Annotated in this window: 16 protein-coding genes; 5 read left to right on the forward strand and 11 right to left on the reverse strand. The window is 73.2% G+C overall.

Features of this window, described 5'->3' with window-relative positions; genetic code table 11:
* Nucleotides 1–167: 167 nt before the first annotated feature.
* The 3 genes from WME76_RS41330 to WME76_RS41340 all read right to left on the reverse strand — a co-directional run bounded on the left by WME76_RS41330 (nt 168) and on the right by WME76_RS41340 (nt 2,316).
* Nucleotides 168–578, reverse strand: coding sequence for a response regulator (locus tag WME76_RS41330; protein WP_437957656.1), 411 nt, complete (start codon nt 576–578; stop codon nt 168–170).
* A 229-nt stretch (nt 579–807) separates the two neighbouring features.
* A complete protein-coding gene (locus tag WME76_RS41335) occupies nt 808–2,100 on the reverse strand; it encodes a hypothetical protein (RefSeq protein ID WP_437957657.1) in 1,293 nt (430 codons plus the stop codon).
* 15 nt (nt 2,101–2,115) lie between these two features.
* Nucleotides 2,116–2,316: a DUF350 domain-containing protein gene (locus WME76_RS41340; RefSeq protein ID WP_081426967.1), complete on the reverse strand. Its 201-nt coding sequence runs from the start codon at nt 2,314–2,316 to the stop codon at nt 2,116–2,118.
* Between the two features lie 209 nt (nt 2,317–2,525).
* On the opposite strand from WME76_RS41340, the gene WME76_RS41345 reads away from it, so the two are divergent.
* From WME76_RS41345 to WME76_RS41355, 3 genes are all read left to right on the forward strand, one after another.
* Entirely contained in the window at nt 2,526–4,172 is a 1,647-nt protein-coding gene (locus WME76_RS41345; protein ID WP_437957658.1) for a M16 family metallopeptidase, read from the forward strand.
* A 76-nt stretch (nt 4,173–4,248) separates the two neighbouring features.
* A complete protein-coding gene (locus WME76_RS41350) occupies nt 4,249–5,892 on the forward strand; it encodes a M16 family metallopeptidase (protein ID WP_437957659.1) in 1,644 nt (547 codons plus the stop codon).
* The gene (locus WME76_RS41355; protein ID WP_437957660.1) at nt 5,889–6,893 is read left to right on the forward strand and encodes a hypothetical protein; all 1,005 of its coding nucleotides are present in this window, start codon (nt 5,889–5,891) and stop codon (nt 6,891–6,893) included. The genes WME76_RS41350 and WME76_RS41355 overlap by 4 nt, the downstream gene beginning before the upstream one ends.
* A gap of 402 nt (nt 6,894–7,295) precedes the next feature.
* Here WME76_RS41355 and WME76_RS41360 read toward each other — a convergent pair whose 3' ends face one another.
* Together WME76_RS41360 and WME76_RS41365 are read right to left on the reverse strand one after the other, a co-directional pair.
* The gene (locus WME76_RS41360; protein ID WP_437957661.1) at nt 7,296–7,751 is read right to left on the reverse strand and encodes a hypothetical protein; all 456 of its coding nucleotides are present in this window, start codon (nt 7,749–7,751) and stop codon (nt 7,296–7,298) included.
* A gap of 395 nt (nt 7,752–8,146) precedes the next feature.
* Entirely contained in the window at nt 8,147–8,875 is a 729-nt protein-coding gene (locus WME76_RS41365; protein ID WP_437957662.1) for a metallophosphoesterase family protein, read from the reverse strand.
* 231 nt (nt 8,876–9,106) lie between these two features.
* Between WME76_RS41365 and WME76_RS41370 the strand changes: the two genes are divergently transcribed.
* Together WME76_RS41370 and WME76_RS41375 are read left to right on the forward strand one after the other, a co-directional pair.
* On the forward strand, nt 9,107–11,716 hold the full coding sequence (locus WME76_RS41370) for a DUF2169 domain-containing protein (protein ID WP_437957663.1): 2,610 nt from the start codon (nt 9,107–9,109) through the stop codon (nt 11,714–11,716).
* Between the two features lie 252 nt (nt 11,717–11,968).
* Nucleotides 11,969–12,292 carry a hypothetical protein gene (locus WME76_RS41375; protein ID WP_437957664.1) on the forward strand — a complete coding sequence of 108 codons (324 nt, stop codon included), beginning with the start codon at nt 11,969–11,971 and terminating at the stop codon, nt 12,290–12,292.
* A 50-nt stretch (nt 12,293–12,342) separates the two neighbouring features.
* Here the strand turns inward: WME76_RS41375 and WME76_RS41380 are convergent, their stop codons facing one another.
* The 6 genes from WME76_RS41380 to cysW all read right to left on the reverse strand — a co-directional run bounded on the left by WME76_RS41380 (nt 12,343) and on the right by cysW (nt 20,701).
* The gene (locus WME76_RS41380) at nt 12,343–12,744 is read right to left on the reverse strand and encodes a DUF4150 domain-containing protein (protein ID WP_437755345.1); all 402 of its coding nucleotides are present in this window, start codon (nt 12,742–12,744) and stop codon (nt 12,343–12,345) included.
* A 27-nt stretch (nt 12,745–12,771) separates the two neighbouring features.
* Nucleotides 12,772–13,413, reverse strand: coding sequence for a DUF3540 domain-containing protein (locus WME76_RS41385; RefSeq protein ID WP_437957665.1), 642 nt, complete (start codon nt 13,411–13,413; stop codon nt 12,772–12,774).
* Nucleotides 13,414–13,468: 55 nt separating this feature from the next.
* Nucleotides 13,469–14,533, reverse strand: a complete 1,065-nt coding sequence (locus tag WME76_RS41390; RefSeq protein ID WP_437957666.1) for a pentapeptide repeat-containing protein — start codon at nt 14,531–14,533, stop codon at nt 13,469–13,471.
* Nucleotides 14,530–17,193, reverse strand: coding sequence for a DUF2169 family type VI secretion system accessory protein (locus WME76_RS41395; protein WP_437957667.1), 2,664 nt, complete (start codon nt 17,191–17,193; stop codon nt 14,530–14,532). The genes WME76_RS41390 and WME76_RS41395 overlap by 4 nt, the downstream gene beginning before the upstream one ends.
* A gap of 4 nt (nt 17,194–17,197) precedes the next feature.
* Nucleotides 17,198–19,567, reverse strand: coding sequence for a type VI secretion system Vgr family protein (locus tag WME76_RS41400; RefSeq protein ID WP_437957668.1), 2,370 nt, complete (start codon nt 19,565–19,567; stop codon nt 17,198–17,200).
* A 231-nt stretch (nt 19,568–19,798) separates the two neighbouring features.
* Nucleotides 19,799–20,701 (reverse strand): sulfate ABC transporter permease subunit CysW, encoded by a 903-nt coding sequence (cysW, locus tag WME76_RS41405; RefSeq protein ID WP_437962220.1) that lies wholly within the window; start codon nt 20,699–20,701, stop codon nt 19,799–19,801.
* Nucleotides 20,702–20,709 lie beyond the last annotated feature (8 nt).

Below are 20,709 nucleotides of genomic sequence, written 5' to 3' on the forward strand. Positions count from 1 at the left end.
CGTCCCGGCCCGGCGACGGACGAGCTCGGCCCGACGCGCGCCGCCACGAACGCCCTCCACCGGTCGAAGCGGACCGCGGCGCCGTGGGCGCCTGTCGAGGTCGATGTGGATGGGTGGATGTCGTGGGAGAGCAACCCTGATCGAACGTTCGATCAGGGAGGTCGAAGCTAGCCGCAGGTCTTCTGGACCACGCCGAGCAGCGCCCCGAAATCGACGGGCTTCTTCAGGTAGGCAGCGCCCTCGGGCGGGCCGTCGTGCCCGGAGACGATCGTCACCGGGATCGCGGCGAGCGCGTGCACCTGCTTCAGCGCGGCGAGCATCTCCTCGCCGGTCATGATCGGCATCATCAGATCGAGCAGGATGAGCCCAGGCGGCGGGTCGGCCTTGTGCAGCAGATCGAGGGCCTCCCTGCCGTTGCTGGCGCAGTAGACATCGTAGCCCGCCGACTCGAGCATCTCGCGGAGCATCTCGCGGAGCTCGGCGTCGTCGTCGACGAGGAGGACGGGGGCGCGCGGATTCGGGGGGATCGGCGTCAGACGTGGCGCGTTGGGCCCGTCGGTTGGCCGTGGTTCACTCATCTCTGTCACCTCTTCCAGACAGCGCAAGCATGCAGAAGCGATAGCAGGCGGACGCCTTGCACGCATTGCAGGCGCCGAGCATCTCCGGAACTTCTCCGGATCCATGGGCCGGGCTGCGCGGGGTGGCGCCGCTCCGCGCCGAGCAGAGAGGCGAGGGGCGTGGCGGAAGCACGGGCGCCGCGAGCGAAGCCATGCGAAGCGCCGAGGGTTACGGGAGTTGCGCCGCGGGTCAAGCGTCTCGGCTCACCGAGCGCGGCGGTGCGCGCGTCGCGCCCCTGCCGCCCGCGTCGCTCCCGCCGTCGGCGGCGCCTCCGCTGCTGCCCGCGGGGCGCCCGCCGCCCGCGGCGCGCCCGCTGCTGCCCGCGCCGCCCGTGCCCTCGCCGCGCCCGTCACCTCCGCCGCCGGACCGGAACCCGAGCGCGCGCGCCTGGGCAGGGCCCGTATGGCGACGGCGCCACACCACCGCGTCGAGCATGTAATGCGTCGCCTGCGGGAGCGCGAGCAGCGGCACGAGCAGCGTCCGCGCGCGGGGGCCGAGGAGCGGCTCGTCCACGGCGCCGCCGAAGAGCTCCGGCCGGTCGTGCCAGACGAGCCGGTCCCAGAGCAGCTCCTCGAAGAACGCGAGCGCGAGCGCGATCCCGAGGAAGGCGAGGAGCCCGCCGGCGAGCAGCCGCGCCAGCAGCGACCGGGGCGCCTCGACGGCGCGCTCCCGCGCGTAGGCGAACACCAGCGCCATGTACGGCACCCCGTGGACGATCACGTTGGTGACCGTGAACTGGAAGTCGCTGTCGGTCGCGACGATGCCGACGTACCACGTCGCCGCGGTCGTCGTGACGACCACGTGCTTGCCGAGGTTGAGCGGCGCGCGGGCGACGCGCGCGCGGTGGACAGCGCGGGCGACGTAGGCGACGGCGAGCGCGGCGTACACGGCGCCGAGCGGGCCCACCGCGGCCGCCAGCCAGGGGGCGCTCACGAAGTCGCCCTCCACGAACCACGCGAACGCGCGCGGCGGGTGCGCGTGCCAGTAGAGGAGCGGCCAGCCGGTCGCGGCGTAGATCAGCGCGTCGTCGAGCAGGCGATCGACGCGCGCGCGCTCGCCGGCGAGCGCGCGGTAGATCGCGACCCACCCGACCTGCTGGCGGACGAAGTGGATCACGGCGGCGTAGGCGAGCGCGCGCCAGAAGGTCAGCTCGGAGGCGAGGTGCAGCGCGACGCCGACGACGTAGCAGGCGAGCGGCACGGCGGCGTAGAGCGCGGGGTGGCGGCGGAGCTCCTCGCGATCGAGGTACGTGCGGAAGAGCGTCGTGTGCACGTGGGCCACGTCGACGCCGACCACGAACAGCAGGAAGCCCCACGCCGGGAGCGCGCCGCCCGCCGAGAGCGCCGCGAGGGCGAGCGCGACGGCCGCGGAGCCGCCGAAGACCGCGAGGTCGACGCCGCGGCCCCAGAGGAAGGCGCCGCGGGCCGCGCCGCCCTGCCCGGCCGGCAGCGCGCCGAGGAGGTCGGGCCCGGCCGTGGCCACGCCGAGACCCGCGCGTCAGCCGTGGATGGCCGCGGAGATGATCCAGGCGAGGCCCAGGATCACCGAGCCGATCACGATGGCGAGCGCGGTGTTCTGGTCCTCCTCGATCTCCTTGCGGATGGAGAAGGGGGTGAGCTTCGTGATGATCACGAACGCCAGCAGGAAGACGATGAGCCCCAGGATGACGAAGACGAGCGTTCCGACAACGGCTCTCATCAGGTTTTGAACGTCGGGCATCGGCGGTTCTCTCTGCGCTCGGGTCCACGCTCCGCGCGCGCTCGCGGCCTCTCGTGGCTGCGGGGCGTGAGCCTACGCGAGTCGGCCGGCAGCGTGAAGCCGCTGACGCATCGTGGCGCCGCGGCGCCGCGTCTCACCGCGGGCGCGCCCGGCCGGCGACGTGCTATCGCCTTGCCGTGTCGACGACCGTGAGCCGAACCTTGCTCCGCCGCGCCGTCGCGGCCGGGCTCGCGGCGCTCGGCCTGCTGAGCGCAGGCGCGCCGTGCCCGGCCGCCGCGGCGCCGCCGGCCCGCGACCGCGCGCCGGCGCGGGTCACCGCGCCCCCGCAGCGCGCCACCGCCGCGCCGAGGCGCGCCGCGGCGCCCCCGCCAGAAGCCCCGATCGAGCTCGCGCTGCCCCTGGAGCGGGCCACGCTCCAGAACGGGCTGCGCGTGGTGATGAGCCCCGACAAGGGCTCGCCCACCGTCGCGGTGGCCGTGACGTACGACGCGGGCTCGCGCGACGAGCCGAGCGGCAGGAGCGGCGTCGCGCGCCTCGTGATGGGCATGATGGCGCGGGGCAGCCGCAACGTGCCCGCGGGCGAGCACCAGCGCCTCGTCGCCGCGCGCGGCGGCGAGCTCGCGGCCGAGGCGGGCGTCGACCGCACGACCTACGCGGAGGCGCTGCCCGCGAACGAGCTCGCGCTCGCGCTGTGGCTCGAGGCCGACCGCATGAAGGCGATCGATCTGAGCGAGCGGGCGTTCGAGGCGCAGCGCAAGGAGGCGCAGGAGCGCCGCGGCGCGCTCCTCGGCGCCGCGTACGGCCAGGGCCCGGTCCGGCTCCAGGCGCTCGTGTTCCAGGGATACTGGCCCCACGAGCACCCGGCGATCGGCGACGCGGACGACCTCGCCGGCGCGGAGGTCGCCTGGGCCCGCGACTTCCACGCGGCCCACTACGGCCCGAACCGGGCGGTGCTCTCGATCGCCGGCGGCTTCGACCCCGGCGAGGCGATGGAGCTCGTGCGCAAGTACTTCGACGGCATCCCCGCCGTCGACGCCGCGCCCTTCAAGGACGCGCCGTTCCCCGAGCAGACCAGCCAGCGCACCGGCGTCGTGCGGGACAGCGCCGCCCGCGCCCCGGCCATCCTGTACGGGTGGGCCGTCCCGCCGCGATCGCACCGGGATCACGACGCGCTCGCGATCGTGGCCGCGCTGCTCGGCCGCGGCGAGAGCTCGCGCCTCGAGGCGCTCCTCGTCCGCGACAAGGCGGTCGCGCGGTCGGTGCGCGTCGCGACCGGCGATCTCCGCGGGCCGGATCTGTTCTCGATCGACGTTCGGCTCGCCGAGGGCGCCCGCGTCGGCGACGTCGAGAAGCTGATCGAGGGCGAGATCCGGGCGCTCGCGACGGCGGGGCCGTCGCAGGCCGAGCTGACGAGGGCGCGCCGGCTCCTCGAGTCGGCGTTCGTGGCGGGCCTCGCGGACCCGGCGGCGCGGGCGCGCGCGCTCGGCGAGCACGAGCTGCTCTTCGGGGACGCCGCGCACCTGAACGGGGAGCTCGCCCGCTGCTTCGCGGTGACCCGGGAGGACGTGCAGCGCGTCGCGCGCGATCACCTCGGCCCGACGCGCCGGACGATCGTCGAGACCTACCCGCCAGCGACCCCGGGCGCGGCCCCGCCGCGGGCGCCCGCCCGGGCCAGCGGCGGCGCGCGCGCCGAGGCGCAGGCGGCGCCCGGCAAGGGCCCGGAGAAGGCCGCGCCGGCCAAGGGCCCGGCGAAGGCGGGGCCGACGAAGGGCGCGCCGGCCCGGTCGGCGCCGAAGAAGAAGCCGACGAAGCCGGCGAAGCCCAGGAAGAAATGACGTCGAGAGCGACGTCGAGAGCGACGTCGAGGGCGACGCCGAAGAGGCGCGGAAAGCGACGACGAGAGACGATCCGATGAGCGAGCGAAGCAAGCGACGCGAACGGGGCGCGCGACGGACGGCGCGCCCCTGGCTCTCCTGGACCGCGGCGGCGCTCGCCGCGGCCGTGTGCGGCTGCGCTCCCGCCGCGCCGCCGGCGCGATCGCCCGCGCCGGCCACCGGCGCGCCGGCGAAGGGCGCGCCGGAGGCGCCGGCGCCCGAGGCCGCGCGCCGGGAGCAGCCCCCGCCGTCCGGGCCCGCGCAGCCCGCGCGCATGCCCGCGATCGCGTGGGCCGAGCTCCCGAGCGGCCTGAGCGTCGCCACCGCCGTGAACCGCGCGCTGCCGCTGGTGGAGGTCCGGGTCGTCGTCCGCGGCGGCTCGTCGGCCGACGGCGAGCGCACCGGGCTCGCCGCGCTCACGGGCCAGCTCCTGCTGCACGGCGGCGCCGGCGGCCTCCCCGGCCGCGAGGTGCTCGCCCGCGTCGAGTCGCTCGGCGCCTCGCTCCGGGTGGAGACCGGCCTCGACGCGACGGTGATCGGGCTGCGCACGACCCGGGAGCGCCTCGCCGAGGCGGTCGAGCTGCTCGGGCTCGTCGTGCAGCGGCCGCGCCTCGACGCCGCGGAGCTCGCCAAGGTGAAGGCGCGCGCCGTCGAGGCGGCGCGGGATCGCGCCGAGAACGACGCCCGCTGGGGCGCGCTGATGATCCTGTTCCGCGACCTCTACGTGCTCCCGACCGAGCTGCACCCGTACGGCTCGTTCGGCGCGACCGCGGCGGAGCTGCCGAAGATCACCGCCGCCGACTGCCGCGCGTTCCACGCGGCGTGGTACGTCCCGAAGAACACCGTCGTCGTCGTCGCGGGCGACACGACGCCCGAGGCCGCGCGCGCCGCGGTGGAGAAGGCGTTCCCCGATCGCCGCGCCGGCGAGCCGCCGTCGCTCTCGTTCACGGATCCGACGCCGCGCGGGTCGCTCAAGATCACGATCATCGATCGCCCGAAGAGCGCGGAGAGCGAGGTCTTCCTCGGCGTGCTCGGCCCCGAGCGCGGCGCCCCCGAGTGGCCCGCGCTCGCGGTCGCGGGCCAGGTGCTCGGCGGCCCCTCGGGGCGCCTGCCCCAGGAGCTCCTCGAGCCGCGGGGGGCGGCGCGCGCGGCGTCCGCGGCGACGATCGACGTCGCGCACGGGCCCGTCCCGCTCGTCGTGCACGCCGTCGTGCCGGCGGCGCGCACGGGCCTCGCCGCGCAGGCGATGCTCGACCAGGCGGAGCAGCTCGCGACCACGACGCCGTCGGAGGAGGAGACCGAGGCCGCGGCGCGCCGGCTGTCGGCCGGCGTCGGCCTCGGCATCGGCACGGCCGCGGGGCTCGCGGACGAGATCGCCGGCATGCAGGTGCTCGATCTGCCGGACGACCACCACGACGGCCTCCGCAAGGAGCTGCGCGACATGACGCCGGCCCTCGCCGGCAAGGTCGCGGCGGACCACGTGCGGCCGGCGCGCGCCGTGGTCGTCGTCTCGGGCGACGCCGAGGTGATCGGCCCGATGCTGAGCCGCTTCGGCGAGGTCAAGGTGGTCGACCCGGCCCGGAACTTCGAGCGGAAGCGCACGATCCAGCGCGACGCGGGCGGCGCGCCGGGCGCGGCGCCGGACGCCGGCGGTCCAGGGCCGGCGCAGGAGCGGCCGTGATCGCCGCCGGCCCCCGCGGGCGTGCGCGCGCCCTCCGGGCGTCGGCGGGCGTCCTCGCGATGGCGGCGGGGCTCGCGGCGGTTGGCTCTCCGGGCCCTGCCGGCGCGCAGCCGAGGCCCGCGCCGGTGCCGGCCGCGCCGGCGTCGAGGGCGCCCGCGGGGCCGCTCGACGGCGCGACGTACGACTACGAGCGCCCGCCTGCGCCGGCGAGCGGCGCCGAGCCCGAGGGCGCGGCGCCGGGCGGCGCAGGCGCGCCCGCGGTGCCGCCGGAGCAGCGCTGGCTGGGGCGCGCGTTCGTGCACCGCCTGGCGGCCGGGGATCCCGCGCGGCCGCTGCCGATCCTCGTGTTCCTGCACGGGACCAACGCGGCGCAGATCAAGCACCGCTGGATGGGCGGCGGCCAGGAGGGCGACGTCCGCCGGATCGCGGCGCAGCTCATGGAGGCGGGGCAGATCCCGCCGATCCTCGTCGCGGCGCCGAGCGCCGTGCTGCCGGCGGCGGTCGCCGTCGCGCGGACGAGCTGGCCTGCCTTCGACCTGGACGCGTTCCTCGACGCCACCGCCGCGCGGCTGCGCGGCGTCGCGACCCTCGACCGCGCGCGCGTGATCGTCGCCGGCCACTCCGGCGGAGGCTGCAACGCCGCGGGCGGCATCGCGACCGCCCTGCGCGCGTCCACCCCGGCGCACGCGGCGCTCGTGATCGACACGTGCATGGACGCGGACATCGCGGTCCCCCTCGCGCAATCTCCGCCGACGACGCACGTCGTCGTGTCGTGGCAGACGCTGTCGTGGGCCCGCCGGCCCTTCGCCGATTTTCGACGCGCGTTCCAGCGCGGGATCGACGCGCACCCCGCTGCGCCCGGCGTCCTCCGCGAGCTCGAGCACCTTCACCCGACGGAGCCCATGCCGCACGACGCCATGGTCCCGCTGGTGCTGCGGCGGTGGCTCCCGTCGCTGCTCTCGACGGACGCCGTGCCGAGCGTGCCCTGCGTCTCGCCGTGACCGGCGCGCCTCGCGCCAGCCCGGCGCGAGGCGCCCGGGCTGCGAGGCGCACAAAAAGAAAAAAGAGCGCCCGTCCGACGGTGGGGGGGGAACCGTCCCTCAGGCGCTCTGCTGTCAGTATTAGCAGGAGATGGGCCAGGGGCTTCCTGATGAAGATCCGTGGACTTGCGCATGCGGCGCGCGGCGCGGGGCTTTCATTCGAGTCTGGGCGGGTTTCGTTCGTGCAAGCTGGCCGCGATCTCTCCGGGTCGAGCGCCGGCGGCGGCGGCTGGTCGATCGCCAGAAGTTGCGGTGGGTCGAGCGGCAGCCGTTGCGGTGGGTCGAGCGGCAGCCGTTGCGGTGGGTCGAGCGGCAGCCGTCGCGGCGCTCGTCTGAGCGCCTGCTGGGCGGCGGCGCTGACGGCTACGCGGGGCGATGCGGGACGGGGGCGGCCACGCGGCGCGCCTTGCCGACGCGGCGCGCCTGCTGCCGGATGTGCTCCACGGCCTTCTCGAAGAAGACGTCGGGCGAGCCCTTGGCGATGGTGATCTGCTCCTCGCCGACGAGGACGACGAGGAGGCCCCTGTCGGTCCTGCCGACCGCGAAGAAGTCGACGGTGAACGGCTGCTCGTCCTCGACGGTGAGCGACACCTGGCATTTCAGGACATCACCGACGCCGGGCTGATTCTCGACGACGAACCGTTGCAGCAGCCCGTTGGCGTGGGCGTCCCCGGCGATCCGGTTGAGCGTCCATTTGTCCCTCGGCCAGGCCATGTGGTCGCGGAGCTCGTATATCCAGTGCAAGAGCTCCTCGGCGACCTGGCCGATCGCCGCCTTGGACGCCTCGTAGGACAGCTTGATCTGTTCGTATCTGGTCATCGGGACTCCATCGCTCCTCGGCGCGCTCCGGTCGGCTCGCACGCACGAGGCTACCAGATCGCCGCGCCTCGTCGCACGCCGGCGTCGCCGCGGCCGGCACGCCGGAGCGGCGCGTGCGCTCCGGCGCGGGCGGCGCGCGGGCTCCGGCGTGGGCGGAGCGAAGCGCGCCGTGCTCCTGAGGGCCGGCGGTCGGGAGAGCCAGATCACAGGATCCCTGGCCGATGGGCGGCTCCGGCGTGCCGGGGCGCACCGGCGTCGGTCACCATCTCCCGGCGTTTCAGCCAGCGGAGCCGGCCAGACAGGGTGTCGCCGAGCAGCTTGATGTGGTGATGGCCCCCGACCGCGCCTGGAATGCCGTCCTGGCAGTCACCGGCGCTCTGTCCGGCCGCTCTCTCTCAGGCGTACTGCTGCAGCAGCGCGCCGCGCATCGGGTTGTCGCACGACTTCACGGCGGCGCGGAGCGCGTCCCTGTCGACCGGGACCCGGTGCAGGCTGACGTTGATCGCGCCGCCGCGCGCCTCCACGATGGCGTACTCGGCGTGGTGCAGCAGCGTCGGCGGCCCGCCGTTCGCGTACTCCTTGAAGGGGAGTCCGACGCTCCCCGGGTTCACGAGGAGCGTGCCGCGGTGCTGGCGGAGCATCTGAACGTGCGTATGCCCGCCGGCCATCACCGTCGCCGCGTGGCCCGCGAGGCGGCGGTCGAGCTCTTCGGGCGGCGTGTCCGAGAGCAGGTCTTCCATGTGAGACCGGGGCGAGCCGTGGAACAGGAGGAGCGTCGAATGCGCGTCGAGCGGGATCTCCAGGCGCGCCTGGAACGTGCGCAGGAAGCCGAGGTCGTCCTCCGAGAGCTGGTCGCGGCACCAGTCGACGGCGTCGACGACGATCGTCGCCTCGGTGTAGGTGCGGATCAGCCCGGGATCCAGCATGAACTCATCGTGGTTCCCGAGGATGCACGGACACCCGAGCTCCCGCAGCATGTCCAGGATCGCCCCCGGCCGCGGGCCCAGCGTCGCGACGTCCCCGAGGCATACCACCTGATCGACGCCGGCCGCCTGGATGCTGGCCATCACGGCCCTGAGCGCCACTTCGTTGCCGTGGATGTCCGAGATCAACGCGATCCGCATGGGAGAGCCCTCCTGCTGGGCGGCCATCGGGACGGTGGAGCGGCCTCGGGCGCCTCGCGGCGGCCGAGCGGCGGACTCATGACGATAGACCATGTCCGGCGGCGCCTCCAGCCCCTCACGCCCGTCCGATCGATGCTTGTGGGGTCACGTGGGCACGGGCGGACGGGGGTGGTGAGGGCGCCGCGCCCGCGAAGTCTCCCTGCCCGGGGCGCGAGCCAGTAGCATCGGCGCATGCGCTCGCGCTGGCCGCTGGACGTCGTCGCCCTGAATCCCGTGTCGTGCGGCACGGTCCTGTGGCGCGCGGGCGGCGTGCTGCGCGTCACCGTGCTCGTGAAGGCGACCTTCGCGTTCGGCGCCGACGGCGACGCGGCGGTGCGCGCCCCCGAGCCCATCGAGCGCGAGGACCGCCACCTCGACGAGGATCCGTCCCGCAGCCTGCGCTCCGCGAGCGACACCGCGCCGTACCTCCCCGGCGCCGGCGTCGTGCTCACCGGGCACGCCCGCGCGCCGGGGGCCGCCCTGGTGACGGCGCTCGCGGCGCGGCTCGCGGTCTTCCGCGACGCGCCGCTGCTCGACAAGACGATCCACGTCTTCGGCGACGTCGCGCCCGGGAGCAGCGCGCCCGGACCGTTCCAGACCATGCCGCTTGTCTACGAGCGCGCGCGGGGCGGACCCGGTTTTCCCTGGAACCCTGTTGGCGTCTCCGACTCCGGCGACGGCGCGCAGGCCGATGGGCCGCCAGCAGGGGTGTCGCCCGGCCGAGCGCGCCCGAACCTGGTCAATCCGGCGAACCCGCATCGGCCGGCGGCGTTCGGGCCGATCGCGCCGCACTGGCCCTTGCGCAAACGGCTCTTCGGCGGCTTCGAGCCGCGCCCGGCGCAGCGCGTCGCGTCGGGCGGAGATGCCGCCGCGGAGAGCGCAGAGGTGATCGAGATCCCGGAGGACTTCGACTTCCGCGCCTTCAATCCGGCGCCTTTTGATCAACAGATACCGTTTCTCCAGGGCGACGAGTGGATCGTCATGGACGGCGTCAACGCGGGACGAGCGCGCGTCCAGACGCGGCTCCCCTCGGCGCGCGCGCGCGTGCGCCGCTACCGCGTGAGCGGCGCGGGCGTGACCGGGCCGCAGGAGATCGCGCTCAGCGCGGACATGCTCGTCATCGACGCCGACCGGCAGATCGCCTCGCTCGTGTGGCGCGGCAACTTCGCCGTCGAGAGCCTCCATGTCCTCCGGGAGGTCCGCCTGTTTGCGGGTGTCGAGACGGCCACCGCGACGATCCCCTGGCCGGAGCCCGGCGACATCGCTCGTCCGGGCCATGCGGGGGGCAGGACAGGAGAGGCCGCGGCCCGGGTATCTGCCGCGCCGAGCTCCGGCGCTGTGCCGCCACTCCAGGAGCAGGGGATACGTCAGAGCGCGGCGCCGGCGGTGTCGGTCCCGGGGCGCAAAGCGCTGTCCGCGGCGATGGGCCGGACAGGCCCGCTCGCGAAGGTGGAGATGCCGGTGCTCCCCTTCCGCGGCACGCCTGCCGCTCCCCAGCCTCAGGCCGAAGTCGCCGTGAGCGGGGGCATCACGGGGCCGCTGGGCCAGAGAATGCCTATCCCCGAGGACATGCTCGCGCAGGTCGGGGCAGAGCGGGCGCAGTTCCCGCTCGCGGCGCCGGGGACGGGCGCGCCGCGGGAGGAGGCCCCGATCCCGGGCGCGCCGTGGAGCCCGGTGCCCGCGCCTCCGCTCGTCGTGCCCGTCGGCCTTCGAGGCGTGCAGGATGAGCTCACCGTCGACTGGTCGCCGCCCGAGCTGGCAGCTGCGGCGTCGGGGCTGCCGCCGGCGCCGCGTCCCGCGGCACCGCCTCGGCCGGACGCGCCGGAGCCAGCGCTCGCGCCGGGGGAGTTCTCCGGCGGCCTGGGACCGATCAAGCCAGCCTTGGTCGTGAGCCCGCCGGAACGAGTGAGTTTACCGGTCGAAGCGGCGCCGCCGGCGTCGGTCGAAGCGGCGCTGCCGGAGAGGGTGAGCTTGCCGGTCCAGACGGGATGGCCGGCGTCGGCCGGGGTGGCGCCGCCGGAGAGGGTGAGCCTGCCGGCCGCGGTGTCTTCGCCCGAAGCTTCGGCGCCGCCTGTGCCGGGCAGGCCGCTCGACGCGCTCGAGGCGCGGAGGCGCGCCGAGGCGAGGCTCGAGGAAGGCCGCGATCTCGATGGAGACGACCTGTCTGGCGCCGATCTCGCGGGGCTCGACTTCAGCGGGCGGTCGCTCGCGCGGTGCGTGCTCCGCGGCGCGAAGCTCCGCGGCGCGCGCCTCACGGGCGCCACGCTGGTCGAGGCGATTCTCGAGGACGCCGACCTCTGCGGCGCCGACCTGTCCCAGGCGGTCCTCACGAACGCGCGCGCCGACCGCGCAGAGCTCGTCGAGGCGGTGCTCGAGGAGGCGGACCTCCGCGGCGCCTCGCTGTCGGAGGCCAAGCTCCAGAAGGCGAGGCTCGCGCGCGCCCGCGGCGACGGCGCGAACCTCCGCGCGAGCAACCTGGAGGGGGCCGATCTGGAGGAAGCGCGCTTTGCGGGGGCGTCCTTCGCGGACGCCAACCTGCGTGCGGCGAAGGCGGAGCGCGGCGACTTCACCTCGGCGCGGTTCGAGCGCGCTGATCTCGGCGACGCCTCGTTCCGCAATGCTCGCCTCACCTCCGCCGTGCTCGCGCACGCGCGGCTCGAGCTGACCGATCTCCGCGGCGCTGACCTGGAGCGCGCGAACCTCCACGGGGCCGCGAGGCGCAGGGCGAAGATCGCGGGCGCGAAGATGAAGGATATCGACGAGACGGCGCCCGTGACCCCGGAGGAGCTGCGGCGCCCGTGAGCGAGAATGATCGATGGCGGCGCGCTCCTCGACAGCACGCGGGCCGACTCTCGCCTGCGCCTCGGCGCGCAGCCACAGCGTGGTACGATGTCCGCGCCACGAGCCGACTGCATGATCGGTGACCCTGAAGACGAGCTCGTATTCGACTCTCCGAGCGATCCATCACCGGATTCCTGCCGCGGCTGTCGACCGCGACGGCTGGGGCGTGACGCAGAGGTGCTACGCTCGCGTCGGACCAAGGAGACCATCACGATGAAGAACTCTCGTCAGTGCCCGAAGTGCCAGTCCAGAAAGCTCTGGGTCGTGCAGAGGGTGGAGCAGCCCGACAGCGAGTACTCGAAGACGAACCCGCTGCACGTGACGTCCCAGTACGTCCTGACCGGCGACACGGCGCTCATGGGCGCGGCGACCGCGCTCGTCAAGGCGGGGTTCTTCGAGACCTGGATCTGCGCGCTCTGCGGCTTCACCGAGTGGTACGCGCGCGACGCGAACCAGGCGCTTGCCCAGCTCGCGTCGCAGCCGGGGGCCAGGGTTCACTACCTCGACGGGGGGCCGGCCGGCACGCCGTACCGGTGACCGCGGCGGGCCGGATGACGGCGCGAGGCCGGCTGGCCCGCCTAGCGCGCTCAGGGCGCCAGGACGAGCACGTTGGTGGCGCTGGGCACGACCTTGGCGCCCGGCGCGTTGGTGCTGTTCTGCACCGTGATGCTGGTGAGCCGCGCGAGGGGCATGCCCCCGACGACCACGGTGAACGCGGCGGTCACCGTGCGCGCTGGCCCCATCACCGTCCCCGAGGCGACGCCCATCGCCACGCCTGCGTTGTCGCCGTTCGTCATTGGCGGCTGCGAGGACATGTTGTGCGCCGGGGCGCACGTGAGCAGCACGTGAGGAACGAACCCCGTGTCGGTCGGCTCGACGCCGACGTTCGGGTACGGAATGGGGATGGGCGACGGCGACGGCGGGGCCGGCGTGAGGCACACGTCCGGGAACGCCATGCACAGGCCACCAGCAGAGCTCTTTGCCAGCATCGAAAGCCTCCTCTCCTCTCGCTCCGATCAGCCGATGTGGATCTGCTCGCCGTCGATCTTGGCGAGCACGCGCGCGGCAATGACCGCGTTCTCCCCGCGGATGCCGATCATGCTCTCGGCGCGCAGGTCGACAGCCCCGGCGCGCGTCTGATCCAGCTCTTCCACGAAGCGGAATACCCTCTTCGCTCGCTGCGTCAGCCTCGTGAGCCGCGAGTCGACCTCCTGCGCGACCAGGGCGACCTTGGCCACCTCGGCCTGCACGAGCCGGCCGAAGAAGCCGAGCTCCTCGACGGCCACCGAGCCCTTCGCGGCGCGCACGTGCACCTCGGTGCCTGTCACGGCCACGCCGCCGCCGCTCGCGATGTCCACGCGCCGTGACGCGCAGATCGCGACCTGCCCGCCGCGCGCCTGCACCTCGAGATCGCCGTCGGCCGCGAGCTTCGTGGGCGCTCCCTCGCGGCCCTCGAGCACGGCCAACAGATAGAGCCCCTCCGGCTCGATGGCGCAGAGCACCTTGTCGCCAACCTCGGGCGTGACGAGGCAGCTTTTGGCGCGCCTCGCCTCATAGCTCCCCGAGGCGAGGCGCACCACGACGGCCTCTCTGCTCCGCTCGACGCGGCCCGCTTCGAGGCCGACTTCCAATCTGGCGAACTTCTTTGCGGCTGTCATGGTGATAAGATCTCTCTTCGCAGCGTCATGCGTTTGGGTTCACGTTCGTCGGTGCTTAACGTGCCGCGTCGCGCCTGGGCTGCCAGGCCTCCGCTCTGGCCAGCGCCTCGTCGTCCCCCAGCCAGCCCGCGAGGAGCGCCGCGCGCAAGGCGGCGCCTTCGCGCTTGGCGAGGTGGAACTTCGTTCGGTACAGGCCGGCGCCGTCGAAGTCGGCGCCCGTCACGTCGGCATGACAGAAATCGGCCTCTCTCAGCCCCGCGCCCGAGAAGTGCGCCCCGAGGGCGCGCGCGTAGCCGAAGTAAGCCTCCTCCAGCATCGCGCCCGACAGGTCGGCGTGGAGCAGCTCCGCCTTCTCGAAGATCGCCTGCCGGAAGTCGCCGTTCGTGAGCTTCGCCCGGTCGAGCCGGGCCTCGCCGAAATAGCACTGCGGCCCGCGGGCGCCCGCGAACGTCGCCCCGCGCAGGTCGGCGCCCATGAAGTTGCACTGCGCGCAGTCGGCGCCCGCGAAGCTCGCGCCTGCGAGATCGCTCTTCATGAACTGCGTGCGAAAGAGCTTCGTGTCGGCAAAGCTCTTCGATCCGAGCTTCGCCTCGACGAGCGTCGTCAGCACGAGGTTCGCGCCAGCGAGGTCGGCCGTTCGAAGATCGGCCCGGTACAGCGTCGCCTTCTCGAGGTTCGCGCCGGCGAAGCTCGTCCGGTCGGCGTCGATCTCGAGCAGGTTGGCGCGGTCGAGGTTCGCGCCCGCGAACGACGCGCTCCGGAGCGAGCTCTTCACCCAGCTCACGACAGGGGCCTCGACGCGCGCGAACGAGGCTCCCTCGGCGTCGCACTCCACGAAGCTCGCCGCGATGTGCCTGCCGTCATCGCAACGCGCGCCTGCGAGCCTCGACCGGTGAAAGCTCGCGAGGTGCAGATCCGCGGAGCTCAGGTCGCAGCCGCTGAGGTCGCAGCCGACGAAGATCGATTCCTTGAGGAGCGCGGCGCGCAGGGACCTCGGGAAGCGCACGTCCTCGAACAGCGCGCCGGAGAGATCCACGCCGTCGAGCTCGAGGTGCGACAGGCTCTCGCTGCGCACCGGCTCGCCGTGCCGGACCCGATCGAGGAGCTCGTCCCGGTTCACGCGCCACCTCCCGGCGGGACATCGGCCTTCGGCAGGAAGCGCGCGTGCGTCACGTTCGCATCGGCGAAGCTGGTCCGGCCGTCGCCGACGGCACGGGAGAGGTCGGCGCGGAACAGGCTGGCCCCGGTGAACCTGGCCCCCGCGAGCCGCGCCTTCGAGGCGAGCGCATCCATCAGGTTCGCGCCTTCCAGCGACGCATCAACCAGGCGAGTGCGGATGAGCAGCCCCCCCTTGAGCACGGCGCTCTCGAAGCTCGCCCGCTCCGCGTCGCACTCGGAGAGGTCGGCGCCGGCGAGGTTCGCCCCGTCGAAGCGCGCGCCGGGCAGCGCCGTGCCGCGCAGGTTCGCCTTCTCCATGTCGGCATCGCGGAAGTCGGTGCCGGGGAACGACGAGCCGTGCACGACGATGCCCTGCCGGAACTGCGCGCTCCGGAAAGACACGGAGGTCCCGCTGCACCCCGCGAACGTGGCCTTCTGGAGGATCGCGCGCGACAGGTCGGCCCCGTCGAGCGTGCACTCCACGAAGGTCGCGTCCGAGAGGTCCGCGCCGGCAAAGCGCGTCCCGCGTAGATCCGCCTTGATCAGGGTGCACTGCGCGAGCACGGCGCCCGAGAGATCGATCCCGCCGAGCTTGGCCTCCATCAGGTCGGCGCCGGTGAGGTTCGCGGAGGTAAGGCGCGCGCCGGCGAGGTCCGCGCCGTTCAGCACGGCGCCCGAGAGATCGGCGCGATCGAGCGCCGCATCGTGCAATACGGCACCTCCGAGGTTCGCGTTCCGGAGTCGGGTCCCACGCAGGTCCGCAGCGCGCAGGTTGGCCCGGGCGAGCACCGCGCCCTCGAGGCTCGCGCCCGACAGGTCGCAGCCCGACAGGTCGGCCGACTCGAGGAAGGCGCCCGACAGATCGACGCCGGACAGGCGCATCCCGGCGAGGCTCACGCCCGTGAAATCGCGGCCCGCGAGCGGCTCGCCGGTGTCGCGCGCGAGCTCGACGACGATGCGCGCCCGCGCCAGCGCCTCTGGATCCATCGCCGCGGCCGCGGGCTGGTGGTGCGCGAAGCGCCAGTACATCTCGCGAAGCCCCTCTTCCTGCTGCTCGAGCTCGGCACGGGTGCGCGGGTCGGCGACTCGCTGCTCCAGCTCCTCCAGAACGACGCCTTCCGCGCGCGCGTCAGCGGCCATCGCGCTCAGCCGGGCGAGGTGCTCCGCCGCGCGGAACGTGGGCGGGCCGGCGCTCGCCCTGGCCGCCTCCGCCATGGCGTCGTCGAGGTCCTTGCCCATGTCCGCGAAGAGCCTGCGCGCCTGCTCCTTGCCCTCGACCTCCCTGGCATCGAGCTCCCGGACCTGCTCATCCAGGCTCGCGAGCTGCTCCTGCGCGTACGCTGCGAGAGCCTCGGGATCGTCCGTGGGCGGCATCTCCGGCGCGAGCGGGAGCGCCGCGGCGCCGTGCTTGTCCGGATCGAGCCCCTGGGCCTCGAGGCGCGCGCGCGCCTCCGCGAGCATGCGCTCCTGCCCGCGGCGGAGGTTCTTCTCGGCGAGGCGCTCGCTCTGGACCCACCGGCCCATGTCGGACCCGCCGAGGTCGGGCGCGACGCCCGAGCCGCGCGGCGGCATGAGGTCGGCGTCGGAGAGATCGGCGGCGCCGCGGTCCTTGTCGAGCCGGCGCCGGAGCGCGCGCTCGTAGTGCTCGATCGGTCGCGGCGCCGCGGGCTCCTCGCACGCGCACACGAGATGCACGATGTCGGCCGCGTCGTCCTCGGCGATCCGCATCGCGCCGTGGAAGACCACGGCGCCGATCCCCTCCGAGGGGAAGAGCCAGACCAGATCGCAGCGCAGCGGGATCTCGAGGAAGCGATCGCCCTCCCGCGTGCGGTGGGTGACGAAGCAGCGCGTGACCAGGCCGGGTAGCCGCCCCTCGATGCGCGGGTTGTCCGGGTGCATGTTCTCGACGAGGAACTCCTCATCCCCGCGGAAGAAGCCGTCCATCCACTGGTCCTCCGGCGCGGCGTTGAAGAAGGTCGGCTCCGCGTCTGGTGGCAATCCGGGGAAGTGCTCCTCGTGCCAGCGCTTGTCGTAGGTCCCGGCGCGCCTGCGGCGCTGCGCGAAGGTGACGTCCATCGGCAGGAAGCCCGCCGGCTCGGGGCGATCCGAGGGCGCGCGCACCATGGCCCCGTAGCGCTCGACGTTCGGCAGCGGGTGGACGACGTGCCCGTTCAGGGTGACGGGCTCGGCGCCCTTGCCGTGGGGATTGCTGTCGATCCTGGGGCCCCCGAACGCGTGCGCCCAGTCGATCGGCAGCGTCGCGATGGGCTGCGGCGGGGTCGGCACGTCGTCGCGCCAGAAGCGGTCGCCGATGACCGCCAGGCGCTTGTCGAGCGGGCCGACGCGCACGCGCACGTACGACGCGGGCAGCGGCTTGCCCCCCGGAGCGAAGAAGCTGCCGGCGACGAGGAGCTCGCCGCGCACCCTGGCGTACCCCTCGTCGAAGACCCCCCGCTCGCCGAGCGCGGCGGCCGTGGTCCGCCAGAACGTGAGCTCGTCACAGAGCGCGCGCGGCGCGCCGAGCGGGAAGGCGATGATGCCGGCCGCGTGGAAGAAGGGGCGGCGGCCGAGCTCGACGACGCGCGTCAGGACGGGGATCTTGGCGGGCTTAACGACCTTCACGGGACTAACCGAGCTTCATGAAGGCCTTCGCGCGAGACTCGAAGGCACCGTTGAAGATGCCGATCTCGCCGGCCTCCAGCTCGAACGGCTTGTTCGCGAACTTCGCGCGCGCGAGATCGACCTTGAGCCCCGTGATCGACATGGCCTGCCCGACCTGCTCGAACTTGGTGCCCGTCGCCGCCATCGACCTGGCGGTCGCCTCCATCTTCTGCCCGTTGACGCTCATCGAGATTCCCGCCCCGTCGAACTTGTGGATCCCCGCCGAGTTCTTGGTCCCGTAGAGCTCCACGGAGGCGCCCGTCGCCTTGAACCACTGGCTACCGGCGGTGTTCTTCACCTTCGGAGCGTCGAGGGTGATCTCGGTAGGACTCTTGATGAGAATCTTCCCTGCCGTGCTCTCGATGCTGATGTCACCGGTGACGGTGGCGGTCCACGTCTTGTCCACGTCCGTCTTCCATTCCCCGTAATCATCGTGGTTCTGCGCGCTGACCTTGTGCACCCAGCTCCCCGTCACTTCCTGCTTGCCGCCCGGCTCGATGTTCTGGGTGAGCCCGCCGTGGATGTCCTGCACCATGCCGCCGGCCTGGACCGTATCGGTGCGGCCCGAGCGCACCGTGATGTTCTGGCAGGTGTTGTAAAACTCGTTCGAATCCCCATCCACGTTGAGCGTGTGAATCCCGACGTAATGGATCGTCGCGTTGTCGCTGACATCGAGGTAGTACTTGCCCCCGACGTTCTGCCACCATTCTCCGCACACGTTGAACCCGGCGTTGCCGTCCGTGTAGACGTAGAACATGCAGTCGACCGCCTGGATCGTCGGGTTCGCGTCCGGCGTCAGCGGCGGCACCACGAACGCCTGTCGCGTGGGCCCGCCCATGTGGAGGTTCGTGCCGCCGACCGGCGTGAACAGGTCGATGTGCTGCTTGCCCTCGAGGTCCTCGACGACCATGTGGTTGCTGCCGCCCGTGCGCAGCACGTTCTGCGTCAGGTTGCGGCTCGTCACCGTGCTCGGCCGGTGGGCGTTCGGCACCACGCCGGCGATGACCGGCCGGTCCGGATCGCCGCCCTGGAACGACACCATGACCTCCGTCCCCTTGCGCAGCGGAAAATGCCAGCCCTCGATGCTCCCGCCGTGCGGCTGCATCATGCGCAGGTACGTCGACGTGGAGCCGTCCGGCAGGTCGCTCGCGTCGAAGTTGAACCGGATCAGGTAGCGCCCCTGATCGTCGATCTGCGCATACTGGCTGTCGCTCGGGCCGTCGACCACGCCGTTCTCGAAGCCGTAGATGCGCGGCCACGGCGTCGACTGGGCCGCCCTGAACTGCACGCCGGCCGGGATCGCGACGACCTCGACGCGGTATGTCTCGTTCACGTCCATCCCCGTGAAGCGCGCGATATCGAACGAGCCGCCCGTGATCGCCGCCGCATGCCGCAGCTCGACGGCGAGGTAGCGGACGGGCATGTCCGACGGGCCGTCCTCGAGCTGGAAGACGTAGCCGGCCCGCAGCCCCGTGGCGTTGCCGGTCGCGTGCAGGGTGAGCTCGCGGCACGCGATCGACTGCGCCTTGACCTGGGCCAGCCGCGTCGCCTCGTCCTGCGTGAAGACGCGGTAGCCGTACTCGCGCACCTCGCCGCGGCCGTTCCTCGACACGGTGTGCTCGCCCGACACCGGCGCGGCCGGGTTCGCGTAGTTGTAATCGTTGATGCGCACCGCGGCAGGCAGCGAGCTGAGATCGACGTGCAGTTCGCGGAAGCACTCCCCGGCCGTCACGTCGTTGCTCGAGGTCGGGTGGTAACGGACCCGGCCGTCCCCGCTCAGCGGCTCGTGCTGATCCTTGCTGTCGACGATGACCATGGCCTCGACGCCGCCGTCGCCGACCGGGTGCTCGAAGTGGTAGTAAAGCCCCTCGCGCTCGAGCCAGCGATGAATGAAATCGAGGTGGCTCTCCCGGTACTGGCAGACGAACTCCTCGTCCGGATAACTGCCCGTGTCGATGCTGAACCGGAAGTCGCTCTCCGGGAGGCCGCCGTGGGTGAGCGTCTTCGTCAGGAAGGCGTCGATCTTGCTCTTCGTGTGGACGAAGCTGCGCACCGAGTAGCGCTGGAGCCACAGCCTGGGCACGAGCGATCCCTGGTAGAGGGCGCGATCGGCCAGCTCGCGTATCAGCCGGAGGCGCGCGAACACGCCGTGCCAGCACATCGGCTGCAGCTCGCCCCCGCGCAGCAGCGTGAGCGTCGCCGGCGCGGCGACCGCGGCGCGGACGTCCGTGCCCGCCGGCACGGTGAACAGGACGTCGAACTCGAACGGACGGCACAGCGCCTCGGTGCCCTTGAATCCGACGGCACGGGCCGTCGGCAGTGCTGCGCAATGCATGGCAAGAACGTCGGCGCTCATGAACCCCCGTGAAGCCTGTTGTCCGCCCGACAGCGCGTTCCGTTCAGCGGCCGCGCGCGGACGATGTCACGACAGCGGACGCTACACCGGGAGGGCGCCCCCCGGCCAAGATCGTGCCGTGCCGCCGCACGACCGCGACGCGGCGCGCGCCGCGGAGACGTCGCCGTCGACCGCGCGATCGAGCGGGCTCGGCGCCAGGGAAGGTGGCCTCTACCCGCCGTCCTTCTTCTTCAGCTCGCCCTTGAACCGCCACTCCACCGCCGCCTTCACGGCGAGCGTGATCACCGACACGCCGGCGAGGAGGCTCGCCACGGCGAACGCGGGCATGACCCGCACCATGTTGGCGTAATAGACGCGCTCCACGTGGAGCGGCAGCGTCACCTGATCGGACGATCCCGCCGAGACCACGTACACGGCGCCGAACTCCCCCATCGCCCGGGCGGTGCACAGGATCACCCCGTAGAGCAATCCCCAGCGGATGTTGGGCAGCGTGACGCGCCAGAAGATCTGCCACCCGCTCGCGCCGAGGACGCGGGCGACCTGCTCGTCCTCGGTCCCCTGGGCCTGCATCAGCGGGATGAGCTCGCGCGCGACGAACGGGAAGGTGATGAAGACCGTGGCGAGCACGATGCCCGGCAGGGCGAAGATGACCCTCGTCGACACCTCGAGGCTCGTGAACCCGAGGCTCAGCTCGTAGGTCCTGTTCACGAACGCGCCGAAGAACCCGTTCGCCCCGAAGAGCAGCACGAAGCACAGGCCGGCGACCACGGGCGAGATCGAGAACGGCAGGTCGATGAGCGTCACCAGCAGGCTCCTGCCCCGGAACTCGAACTTGGCGATCGCCCAGGCCGCCGCCACGCCGAACAGCGTGTTGAGCGGCACCGCGATGGCGGTGGTGAGGAGCGTGAGCTGCACGGCGCGGAAGGTCGCGCGATCGAAGACCGCCTGTCCGTACGCGCGCAGGCCCTCGCCGAGGGCGTGCCAGAACACCACCCCGAGCGGCAGCACGAGGAACACGCCGACGAGCAGCACGCAGAGGCCGATCAGCAGCCGCCGGCCGCCCCGGCCGCCGGCCGTGTCCGCCCCATCGGGTCGCGAGCGCGCGTCGAGCATCTCGCGCC

The organism is Sorangium sp. So ce119 (genome assembly GCF_051524405.1).
Classification (GTDB): domain Bacteria; phylum Myxococcota_A; class Polyangia; order Polyangiales; family Polyangiaceae; genus Sorangium; species Sorangium cellulosum_G.